Raw genomic sequence first — 11,107 nt, forward strand, 5'->3', positions numbered from 1 at the left:
GCGGAACACGCCGGTGGTGTCCATGGTGCCGTCCACGCCGGTGATGCCGCGGTGGTAGACGTAGAAGGACTTGTTCTGGAACAGCGGGACCATCGGGACGGCGTCGGCCAGGATGTTCTGGATCCGGTCGTAGGCGCCGCCGCCGGTGCGGTCGGTGAGCTTGATCGACTCCGGCACCAGATCGTCGCTGATCTGCGGGTTGTTCCAGCCGTTGTGGTAGGCGCCGCCGTCGACCACCAGCGGGCTGATGTAGTCGTCGGCGTCGGCGTAGTCCGGGGTCCAGCCGACGGTGTACGCCTGGTAGCTGCCGTTCTTCCAGCCGGCCTGGTAGGCCGTCCAGTCGGGCTCCTGCTCGATGGTCACCCGGAACAGGCCGCCGTTCTCCAACTCCTTCTTGACGGCCTCCAGTTCGGCCTCGCCGGCCCGGGCCCGGGACCAGGTCAGGGTGAGCTTGACCGGGGTGGCGACGTGCGCGTTGTTCAGGATGCGCTTGGCCTTGGCCGGGTCGGGCTCGCCGTACTTGTCGAAGAAGGCGGTGTTGTGGCCGGCCACGCCCGCCGGGACGACCGAGTACAGCGGCTGCACGGTGCCCGCGTAGACCTCCTGGGAGATCGCCTTGCGGTCGATCAGCTGGGCGGCGGCCTGCCGGACGGCCTGGTTGCCGGCCGTCTCGTCCTTGGTGTTGAACACCAGGTAGCGGGTGTCGCCGGAGGCGCCCTCGGCGACCCGGAGGTTGCCGGTGCCGGCCAGGTCCGCCTCCTTGATCTCGGCGGCCTGGGCGGGGTCGAGGCTGTTGTCGGTGAGGTCGACGGCGCCGCTGTCCAGGGCGGACTTCAGCTCGGCGGGCTTGTCGAAGTACCGCACGGTGAACTTGCTGTTGTGCGACTCGGCGGTGCCCCGGTAGTTCGGGTTGGCGCTGAGCTGGACCTTGCTGGGGGCCTTGCCGTTCATCTCGACCGAGTCGATCCGGTACGGCCCGGAGCCGACCAGGGAGGTGTTGCCGAGCAGCCCGTCGGCCGGGAAGACCTGGTGGTCGACGATCGACCCGGCCGCGGAGGCCAGCTTGGCCGGGAGCACCGCGTCGGGGCTCTCCAGGTGGAAGGTGACCTCGCGGTCGCCGGAGGTGTCCACCGAGGCGATGGTGGACAGCAGCGGGCTCGGGCCGGACGGGTCGGCGATCTTCTTGACCCGGTCGATGGAGAACTTGACGTCCTGGGCGGTCAGCGGGTGCCCGTTGGAGAACTTCAGGCCGCTGCGCAGCGTGCACGTGTAGGTGAGCGCGTCGGTGCCGGTGAAGCGGCAGGACTCGGCGGCGTCGGGCTGCGGCTCGGTCGCGCCGGCGGGGAAGCTCAGCAGCGACTGGAAGGTGTTGTTGAGGATCAGCCAGGAGCCCGCGTCGTACGCACCGGCCGGGTCCAGCACGCTGGTCACGTTGGTGGTGCCCATGGTGATGGCGCTGTCGCCGCCGCCACCGGCGGCCTTCTCGACGGAGGCGCAGCCGGCCGCCGTGGTGGCGACGAGTGCGGCGCAGCTGAGCACGGCCAGGCGGTTGGGCGTCGTCATGCGGGGTGGTCTTCCTCACTGCGTGCGGCCGGCTGTCGCCGGTGGCCCGCCGCCCGGCGCCGGGGTGGGGCGGGGCCACGGGTCTGCTGCGGCCGCGCGCCCGTCCTCCCGGGTTTCCGGGGCGGGCGGCACGGCACGGGGACTGGTGACGCCTTAGCGTGCCACATCGCCCCCGGACGGTCACCGAGGGTCCGGGGGGCGGCCCCGCGGGGTTCGGAGGACCTTGCCCCGGCAGTCGACGAGTTGTCAGCCAATGCCCGTTTTCGCCCGCGCCGCCGGACACGTTCCGCATACCACCGGACGCGGAACGAAACCGGCAAAGGGTGCGAGGGAGACGAACCTCACACCCGGGCGCCGGCCAGGGTGCGCAGCAGGCCCAGGTCGACGTGCTCCAGCGAGGGCAGCACCAGGCGGCCGGGGGCGGGCTCGATGGCGGCGATGGAGGGGACGGCGACGACCGGGCAGCCGGCCGCCTCGGCGGCGGCGACGCCGGTGGGGGTGTCCTCGACGACCACGCAGCGGGCCGGGTCGGCGCCGAGCCGGGCGGCGGCGGCCAGGTAGGGGTCGGGGTGCGGCTTGGTGCGGGCGACCTCGTCCCCGGCCACGGTGAAGGCGAAGTGCTGGGCGCCCAGGCTGCGCAGCACGATGTCGATGATGTGCCGGTGCGAGGCGGAGACCAGCGCGGTCGGGATGCCGTGCGCGCCCAGGGTGTTGAGCAGCCGCTCGGCGCCGGGCATCAGCGGGACGCCGCCGGCCAGCAGGTCGACGAAGCGCTGGTTGATCAGCACGGTCAGCTCGGCCGGGCTGAGGGTGGCGCCGGTGCGGCCCAGCAGGTAGTCGATGACCCGGGTCATCGGGCCGCCGACCACGTGGGTGCGGTCCTCGGCGGTGAGCCGGTGGCCGAGTTCGGCGAACAGGTCGACCTCGGCCTGCCACCAGAAGTCCTCGGTGTCGACCAGGGTGCCGTCCATGTCGAGCAGGACGGCGTGCAGGCCGCTGTCCTCGCCGTCCCCGCCGATGCGGACCGGGGTCGAGACCGTCGTCATGCGCGCCGTCCTTCCTGCTGGGTGCCCCGGCGCGGACCCGCCCGGGGATGGCACGGGCCGGCCCGCTGGTCGCGGACCGGCCCGTTTCAGGATCATCAAGAATACGCCCGCCCGGTGGGATTGCACCGGTCGGCGGTGCGGCGAACGGATGATCCCCGGTCGAACGGTTACCTCGCGTTGAAGTACTTGGCCTCGGGGTGGTGCAGCACGATCGCGTCGGTGGACTGCTCGGGGTGCAGCTGGTACTCCTCGGAGAGGATCACGCCGACCCGCTCGGGCCTGAGCAGCTCGGCGATCTTGGCCCGGTCCTCCAGCTCGGGGCAGGCGCCGTAGCCGAGCGAGAAGCGCGCGCCGCGGTACTTGAGCGCGAACATGTCCCGCACGTCCTGCGGGTCCTCGTCGCCGAAGCCCAGCTCGTAGCGGACCCGGGCGTGCCAGAACTCGGCCAGCGCCTCGGCCAACTGGACGGACAGGCCGTGCAGTTCGAGGTAGTCGCGGTAGGAGTTCCCGGCGAACAGCTCGTTGGCGGCCTCGGAGATCCGGTTGCCCATGGTGACCACCTGCAGGCCGACCACGTCGCGCTCGCCGGACTCCTCCGGGCGGAAGAAGTCGGCCAGGCACAGGCGGCGGCCGCGGCGCTGGCGGGGGAAGGTGAAGCGGGTCAGCTCGGAGCCGTCCTCGCGGTAGAGGATCAGGTCGTCGCCCTTGGAGTTGGCCGGGTAGTAGCCGTAGACCACGGCGGGCTCCAGCCAGCCCTCGGTCTGCAGGCGGTCCAGCCAGCCGCGCAGCCGCGGCCGGCCCTCGGTCTCCACCAGCTCCTCGTACGTCGGGCCGCCGCTGCGCCCGCCCTTGAGGCCCCACTGGCCCTTGAACAGGGCGTCCTCGTCCAGCCAGGAGGCGTAGTCCTGGAACGGGACGCCCTTGATGATCCGGTCGCCCCAGAACGGCGGGGTCGGGACGGGGTTGTCGACGGCCACGTCGGAGCGGATCTGGCCGAGGTTGACCTCCTCCGGCTCCTCGACCTCGACCCGGGCGTGCCGGCGCTTGCGCAGCTCGGGCAGGGCGGCGCCGGGGACGCCGCGCTTGATGCCGACCAGGGCGTCCATCAGCCGCAGGCCCTCGAAGGCGTCCCGGGCGTAGCGGACCTCGCCCTGGTAGATCTCGTGCAGGTCCTGCTCGACGTAGGCGCGGGTGAGGGCGGCGCCGCCGAGGATGACCGGGAAGTCGGCGGCCAGGGCGCGCTGGTTGAGCTCCTCCAGGTTCTCCTTCATGATCACCGTGGACTTGACCAGCAGGCCGGACATGCCGATGACGTCGGCCTTGTGCTCCTGGGCGGCCTCGACGATCGCCGAGACGGGCTGCTTGATGCCCAGGTTGACGACGTTGTAGCCGTTGTTGGACAGGATGATGTCGACCAGGTTCTTGCCGATGTCGTGGACGTCGCCCTTGACGGTGGCCAGCACGATGGTGCCCTTGCCGCCGCTGTCGGACTTCTCCATGTGCGGCTCCAGGTGGGCCACCGCGGCCTTCATCACCTCGGCGGACTGCAGCACGAAGGGCAGCTGCATCTCGCCGGAGCCGAACAGCTCGCCGACCACCTTCATGCCGGACAGCAGCGTGCCGTTGATGATCTCCAGCGCGGGGCGCTCGGCCAGCGCGGCGTCCAGGTCGGCCTCCAGGCCGTTGCGCTCGCCGTCGATGATCCGGCGCTGCAGGCGCTCCTCCAGCGGGAGGGCGGCCAGCTCCTCGGCCTTGGAGGCGGCGGAGGAGGCGGCGGAGACGCCCTCGAACAGCTGGAGCAGCTTCTGCAGCGGGTCGTAGCCCTCGGAGCGGCGGTCGTAGACCAGGTCGAGGGCGGTCTGCCGGCGGTCCTCCGGGATCCGGTTCATCGGGAGGATCTTGGCGGCGTGCACGATCGCCGAGTCCAGGCCGGCCTCCACGCACTCGTGCAGGAAGACCGAGTTGACCACCTGGCGGGCGGCCGGGTTGAGGCCGAAGGAGATGTTCGACAGGCCCAGGGTGGTCTGCACGTTCGGGCGGCGGCGCTTGAGCTCGCGGATCGCCTCGATGGTCTCGATGCCGTCGCGGCGGGACTCCTCCTGGCCGGTGGCCAGGGTGAAGGTCAGGCAGTCGACCAGGATCGAGCCCTCGTCGACGCCGTACTCGGTGGTGAGCTGGTCGATCAGGCGCTCGGCGATGGCGACCTTGGTCTCGGCGGTGCGGGCCTGGCCCTGCTCGTCGATGGTCAGCGCGATCAGGCCGGCGCCGTGCTCGCGGGCCAGCGCGGCGATCTTCCCGAACCGGGTGTCGGGGCCGTCGCCGTCCTCGTAGTTGACCGAGTTCAGCACCGCGCGGCCGCCGAGCATCTCCAGGCCGGCCTTGAGGACCGGCGGCTCGGTGGAGTCCAGCACGATCGGCAGGGTGGAGGCGGTGGCCAGCCGGCCGGCGATCTCCCGCATGTCCGCGACGCCGTCCCGGCCGACGTAGTCGACGCACAGGTCGAGCAGGTGGGCGCCCTCGCGGATCTGCTCGCGGGCGATCTCCACGCAGGTCTGCCAGTCCGCGGCGAGCATCGCCTCGCGGAACTTCTTCGAGCCGTTGGCGTTGGTGCGCTCGCCGATCGCCAGGTAGGAGGTGTCCTGCCGGAACGGCACGGACTGGTAGAGCGAGGCGGCGGACGCCTCCGGCTTCGGGTCGCGCGGGGTCAGCGGCCGGCCCTGGACCCGCTCGACCAGGTGCCGCAGGTGCTCGGGGGTGGTGCCGCAGCAGCCGCCGACCAGGGCCAGGCCGTAGTCCCGGACGAAGCCCTCCTGCGCGTCGGCGAGCTCCGCCGGGCTGAGCGGGTAGTGCGAGCCGTCCTTGGTCAGCACCGGCAGGCCGGCGTTCGGCATCGCGGACAGGCCGACCTTCGCGTTCTTCGCCAGGTAGCGCAGGTGCTCGCTGTACTGCTCGGGGCCGGTGGCGCAGTTCAGGCCGATGAAGTCGATGCCGAGCGGCTCCAGCGCGGTCAGCGCCGCGCCGGTCTCCGAGCCCAGCAGCATGGTGCCGGTGGTCTCGACGGTGATCTGCGCCAGGACCGGCAGGTTCACGCCCGCCTCCGCCAGCGCGGCCTTGCAGCCCAGCACCGACGCCTTGGTCTGCAGCAGGTCCTGGCTGGTCTCGATCAGCAGCGCGTCGACGCCGCCCGCGATCAGGCCCGCCGCGTTCTGCCGGAAGCCCTCGCGGACCACCTCGAAGGTGGTGTGGCCCAGCGTCGGCAGCTTGGTCCCCGGGCCCATCGAGCCCAGCACCCAGCGGAGCCGGCCGTCCTTCGCGGTGAACTCGTCGGCCACCTCGCGGGCGATCCGGGCGCCCGCCTCGGACAGCTCGAAGATCCGGTCGGAGATCTCGTACTCGCCCAGCGCCCAGTGGTTGGCGCCGAAGGTGTTGGTCTCCACGCAGTCCACGCCGACCGCGAAGTACGCCTCGTGCACCGAGCGCACGATGTCGGGGCGGGTGACGTTCAGGACCTCGTTGCAGCCCTCCAGCTGCTGGAAGTCCTCCATCGACGGGTCCTGCGCCTGGAGCATCGTGCCCATCGCCCCGTCTGCCACCACGACTCGGGTGGCGAGGGCCTCTCGCAGGGCGTCGGCGCGGTCCTGCTGGGCGGACGTGGGTACAACGGTGGCCATGTGGCTGCTCCCTGAGTGCGACGGCTGTCGGCTATGCGTCCCGCCGGGACCGGGGGCGCACCCCGCCAGGGTATCGGTCCCCCGGGGTGCGGACGGAACCCGTTCCGCATCCTGGGCGTCCTTGTCCACCGGAAGGGAGCACGATCATGCCCATCTCTGGGGAGCAGAGCCGGTGGAAGCGCGTCCGGCACGCCCTGCGCGCGTCCGAATGGCGGACACTGCCCGCCTGGGCGCGCCGCCGCTGGCGGGAGCGCGCCCGCTGGAGCCGGCGCCGGCGCGTACTGACCGCGCTCGGCACCGCCCTCGCCCTGCTGGTGCTGCCGGTGCTCGGTGCGGCCGCGGCGCTGCGCTGGGAGTACGCCGGGGAGCCGGCCGCGGACGCCCGCACCCGCGGCCGGGACGCGATCTGGCTCGGCCACGCCTGGGTCGACGGGCGGCGCACCCCGGAGGAGCTGACCGCGCTGGCCGCGAAGGTGCGCAGCACCGGCATCCACGACCTGTACGTGCACACCGGGCCGCTGGAGCACGACGGCTCGCTCGACCCGGCGCTGGCCCCCGGCGCGGCGGACTTCCTTCTCCGGGCGCACGCGGCGATGCCCGGGGTGCGGATCCAGTCCTGGCTGGGGGACGTGGTGGCGCCCGAGAAGGACGGCCTGCACCTGGACCGCGCCGACGTCCGGGACCGGATCACCGCCTCCGCGCGGCAGGTCCTCGACCTGGGCTTCGACGGCGTCCACTTCGACCTGGAGCCGGTGCACTCCGGCTCGCCCGGCTTCCTCGCCCTGCTCGACCAGGTGCACGCGCTGACCGCGGCCCGCGCGGTGCCGCTGTCCATCGCCGCCCCGCAGATCGACCCCGTCCCGGGGCTGGGCCGGGTCACCTTCGCGCTCAGCCACCACGGCAAGTACTGGTCCGCCGGGTACTTCGCGGCGGCCGCCCGGCGGGTCGACCAGGTCGCGGTGATGTCCTACGACACCGCGATGCCGGTCGAGTCGCTGTACGGCGGCTACGTCGCCCGGCAGACCTCGCTGGCCCTGGCCAACACCCCGCCGGGCGTCGACCTGCTGATGGGCCTGCCCGCGTACTGGGCGGACACGTCCGCGCACCGGGGCGACGCCGAGACCGTCCGCGCGGCGGTCCGCGGAGCGCGGCTGGGCCTCGGCGCGGGCGGTCGGCGCAACTTCGGCCTCGCCCTGTACGTGGACTTCGCGGCGACGCCGGACCACTGGGCGGCGTACCGCGAGGGCTGGTGCGACTGAGGAGGGGGAACGGAGGACCAGGGGCGCGGGGGACGGCGCGGTCGGCCGTGCGGTTCCCCGCGCCCCTGGCGGTGCGCTTCCCCGTGGTGCGTCTCCGGGTCCTCCCCTACCGGAGCCAGACCGCCGTGTCGGTGGGGAGCAGGCCGTCCGGCAGGGGGCCGGAGGCGAGGAGGACCTCGCCGTCGAGCGGGAGCGGCGAGGCGGAGAGGTTGACCAGGCAGCGGACGTCGCCGCGGCGGAAGGCGAGGACGCCCTCGGGGGCGTCCGGGAGCCAGCCGAACCCGCCGCGCAGTTCCCGGCGGATGCGGATGCCCTCGCGGTAGAGGGTCAGCATGGAGGCCGGGTCGCCGCTCTGGGCCTCGACGGTGAGGTGCGCCCAGTCGGCGGGCTGCGGGAGCCAGGGTTCCTTCGCGCCGTCCGGGGAGAAGCCGAAGGGCTGCTCGGGGCCGGTCCAGGGCAGCGGGACGCGGCAGCCGTCGCGGCCGGGGTCGGTGCCGCCGGAGCGGAAGTGCATCGGGTCCTGGAGCCGGTCCAGCGGCAGGTCCTCGACCTCGGGCAGGCCGAGCTCCTCGCCCTGGTAGAGGTAGAGGGAGCCGGGCAGGGCCAGGGTCAGCAGGGCGGCGGCCCGGGCCCGGCGCAGGCCGAGGGCGAGGTCGGTGGGGGTGCCGAACGCCTTGGCGTCGAAGGCGAAGCGGGTGTCGGCGCGGCCGTAGCGGGTGACGGTGCGGGTGACGTCGTGGTTGCAGAGCACCCAGGTGGCGGGGGCGCCGACCGGGGCGTGCGCGGCGAGGGTGGCGTCGATCGACTCGCGCAGTTGCCCGGCGTCCCAGGGGCGGGCCAGGAAGTCGAAGTTGAACGCGGTGTGCATCTCGTCCGGGCGCAGGTAGCGGGCGAAGCGCTCGGTGTCGGGCACCCAGATCTCGCCGATCAGGACGCGCGGGTGCTCGTAGGAGTCGGCGATGGCCCGCCAGGAGCGGTAGATGTCGTGCAGGTCGTCGCGGTCGAGGTAGGGGTGCGGGTGGGCGCCGGGGACGAGGTCGGGCAGGGCGGCGTCCTTGGCGAGCAGGCCGGCCGAGTCGATCCGGACGCCGGCCGCGCCGCGGTCGAACCAGAACCGCAGGATCTCCTCGTGCTCGCGGCGGACCCGCGGGTGGTCCCAGTTCAGGTCGGGCTGGGCGGCGGCGAACAGGTGGAGGTACCACTGGCCGTCGTCGATCCTGGTCCAGGGGCAGCCGCCGAACTCCGACTTCCAGTTGTTGGGCGGCAGTTCGCCGTGTTCGCCGCGGCCCTCGCGGAAGTGGAACAGCTCCCGTTCGGGGCTGCCGGGGGCGGCCGCCAGGGCGGCCCGGAACCACGGGTGCCGGTCGGACACGTGGTTGGGGACGATGTCCACGATGGTGCGGATGCCGTGCTCGCCCGCTTCGGCGATCAGCTTCTCGGCGTCCTGGAGGGTGCCGAACACCGGGTCGACGTCCCGGTAGTCGGCGACGTCGTAGCCGCCGTCGGCCATCGGGGAGGGGTACCAGGGGTTGAACCAGATGGCGTCCACGCCGAGTTCGGCGAGGTACGGCAGCTTCGCCCGCACTCCGGCGAGGTCCCCGATGCCGTCGCCGTTGCCGTCGGCGAAACTGCGCGGGTACACCTGGTAGATCGCCGCGTTCCGCCACCACTGCTCTGACACGGTCAGGGTTTCCTTTCAGAAGTTGTTGGACCTGGGGCTCGCCGGTTCGCGGGCCTCAGCCCTTGAGGCTGCCCGCGGTGAGGCCGGCCATGATGTTGCGCTGGAAGACCAGGAACAGGGCGATGGTCGGGACCGAGGCCAGGAAGAGGCCCGCGATCAGGGTGTTCTGCGGCATCGAGGTGGCCGCGGTGTTGACGCCGACGTTGAGCGTCTCGTGCTCGGGCACGGTGATCAGCGGCCACAGGAAGTCCTTCCAGACCGCGACCAGGCCGAAGATCGACACCACGCCGAGGATCGGCCGCGACAGCGGCAGGATCACCGACCACAGCGTACGCAGCGGGCCCGCCCCGTCGATGGAGGCCGCGTCGAGCAGCTCGTTGGGGATCGAGTCGAAGAACCGCTTGAGCAGGAAGACGTTGAACGCGTTGGCCACGGTGGGCAGCCAGATCACCCACGGGGTGTTCATCAGGTTCACGTGGATCAGCGGCAGGTCGAGCACCGTCAGGTACTGCGGGATCACCAGGGCGGCGGCCGGGATCATCATCGAGGCCAGCATCATGCCGAGGACGACGTTGCCGAAGATCGGGCGCAGCTTGGAGAGCGAGTACGCGGCGGCGACGCAGAAGATCAGCTGCAGCAGCAGGGCGCCGCCCGCGTACACGACGGTGTTCAGCAGCAGCTGGCCCATGCCGAGCCGGTCCCACGCCTCGGTGAAGGCGTGCGTGCTGGGGTGCTCGGGGACGAGCGTCGGCGGGGTGCGGACCAGTTCCTGGGAGGACTTGAAGCCGCCGGTGGCCATCCAGTACAGCGGGCCGATGAAGACGACCGTGGAGACGACCAGGGTGATGCCGAGCACGATCCGGTAGATCCGGCGGCCGCCGGGCTGGTTGAGCCGGACCGGGGAGATCAGGGTGCGGGTTCCGCTGTGGACGGGCTTGCTCATCGTCACTCCTCCCCGCCCCGGCGCTCCAGCCACAGGTAAAGGGCCGAGAAGACGCCGAGTACCAGCAGCAGGACGACGCCCAGTGCGGCCGCGGTGTTGAACTTGTCGAAGTTGAACGCGTAGTTGTAGAGCATGTAGACCACGGTGGTGGTCGATCCCTGCGGTCCGCCGCCGGTCAGGACGAAGGACTCGGTGAACATCTGCATGGTGGCGACCACCTGCAGCATCAGCATCAGGGAGAGGATCAGGCGGGTCTGCGGCACGGTGACGTGCCAGACGCGGCGCAGCAGGCCGGCGCCGTCGAGTTCGGCGGCCTCGTAGAGCTCGCCGGGGATGCTCTGCAGGGCGGCCAGGTAGACCAGGGTGGCGCTGCCCATGTTGGCCCAGGTGGAGACGATCACCAGGGAGAGCATCGCGGTGTCCTGCGAGGCCAGCCAGGACGAGGTGGGCAGGTGCAGGAACTCGAGGATCTGGTTGAACAGGCCGTAGCCGGGGTCCATGAAGTACTTGAACAGCAGGATGCCCGCGACCGGGGGCAGCATCACGGGCAGGTAGACCAGGATCCGCAGGTAGCTCTGGGCGTGCCGGAACTCGTTGATCACGATGGCGGTGACGAACGGCGCCACGAAGCCGAAGAACAGGGCGATGCCGGTGAACTCGAGGGTGTTGCGCCAGGCGGGCCAGAACTCGGGGTCGGCGAAGATCTGCCGGAAGTTGTCGAGCCCGACCCAGTGGGTCTCGCCGTAGCGGACCTTCTGGAACGACATGACGATCTCACGGACCATCGGGTACCAGGTGAACAGCGCGAAGCAGAGCAGGGCGCCGATCAGGAAGGCGTGGGCGCGGAGGTTCCGGGCGAGGGCGCGGCGCAGGTGGCCGCCCGCCCGCGGGGCGCGGGTGCGGGCCTCTTCGGCTCCGGGCCGCCCGCGGGTCAGTGTGGTGGC

General features: G+C 71.9%; 7 protein-coding genes. 1 reads left to right on the forward strand and 6 read right to left on the reverse strand.

Translation table 11 applies throughout. The features are described 5' to 3' along the window. The 3 genes from ACFUEL_RS25260 to metH form a co-directional block, all read right to left on the reverse strand. On the reverse strand, positions 1-1,563 hold a 1,563-nt coding region (locus tag ACFUEL_RS25260), incomplete at its 3' end, for an ABC transporter substrate-binding protein (RefSeq protein ID WP_380239042.1). Between the two features lie 341 nt (positions 1,564-1,904). Continuing rightward, positions 1,905-2,609: an HAD family hydrolase gene (locus tag ACFUEL_RS25265; RefSeq protein ID WP_380239043.1), complete on the reverse strand. Its 705-nt coding sequence runs from the start codon at positions 2,607-2,609 to the stop codon at positions 1,905-1,907. Between the two features lie 167 nt (positions 2,610-2,776). Then, positions 2,777-6,280: a methionine synthase gene (metH, locus tag ACFUEL_RS25270; protein WP_380239044.1), complete on the reverse strand. Its 3,504-nt coding sequence runs from the start codon at positions 6,278-6,280 to the stop codon at positions 2,777-2,779. A gap of 146 nt (positions 6,281-6,426) precedes the next feature. On the opposite strand from metH, the gene ACFUEL_RS25275 reads away from it, so the two are divergent. Continuing rightward, entirely contained in the window at positions 6,427-7,539 is a 1,113-nt protein-coding gene (locus ACFUEL_RS25275) for a hypothetical protein (RefSeq protein ID WP_380239045.1), read from the forward strand. A gap of 106 nt (positions 7,540-7,645) precedes the next feature. Here the strand turns inward: ACFUEL_RS25275 and ACFUEL_RS25280 are convergent, their stop codons facing one another. From ACFUEL_RS25280 to ACFUEL_RS25290, 3 genes are read right to left on the reverse strand one after another with little or no spacing between them, the layout of a single operon-like run. Further along, positions 7,646-9,220 (reverse strand): glycoside hydrolase family 13 protein, encoded by a 1,575-nt coding sequence (locus ACFUEL_RS25280; RefSeq protein ID WP_380239046.1) that lies wholly within the window; start codon positions 9,218-9,220, stop codon positions 7,646-7,648. 55 nt (positions 9,221-9,275) lie between these two features. Then, on the reverse strand, positions 9,276-10,163 hold the full coding sequence (locus ACFUEL_RS25285) for a carbohydrate ABC transporter permease (protein ID WP_380239047.1): 888 nt from the start codon (positions 10,161-10,163) through the stop codon (positions 9,276-9,278). Positions 10,164-10,165: 2 nt separating this feature from the next. After that, positions 10,166-11,098: a carbohydrate ABC transporter permease gene (locus ACFUEL_RS25290; protein WP_380239048.1), complete on the reverse strand. Its 933-nt coding sequence runs from the start codon at positions 11,096-11,098 to the stop codon at positions 10,166-10,168. Positions 11,099-11,107: the final 9 nt, after the last annotated feature.

This window comes from Kitasatospora sp. NPDC057198 (assembly GCF_042670125.1).
Lineage (GTDB): Bacteria > Actinomycetota > Actinomycetes > Streptomycetales > Streptomycetaceae > Kitasatospora.

Bases quoted from the DNA above. Each gene is read 5' to 3' on its own strand.
- ACFUEL_RS25275 (WP_380239045.1), top strand. From the start codon at position 6,427: ATGCCCATCTCTGGGGAGCAGAGCCGGTGGAAGCGCGTCCGGCACGCC.
- ACFUEL_RS25285 (WP_380239047.1), bottom strand. From the start codon at position 10,163: ATGAGCAAGCCCGTCCACAGCGGAACCCGCACCCTGATCTCCCCGGTC.
- ACFUEL_RS25265 (WP_380239043.1), bottom strand. From the start codon at position 2,609: ATGACGACGGTCTCGACCCCGGTCCGCATCGGCGGGGACGGCGAGGAC.
- metH (WP_380239044.1), bottom strand. From the start codon at position 6,280: ATGGCCACCGTTGTACCCACGTCCGCCCAGCAGGACCGCGCCGACGCC.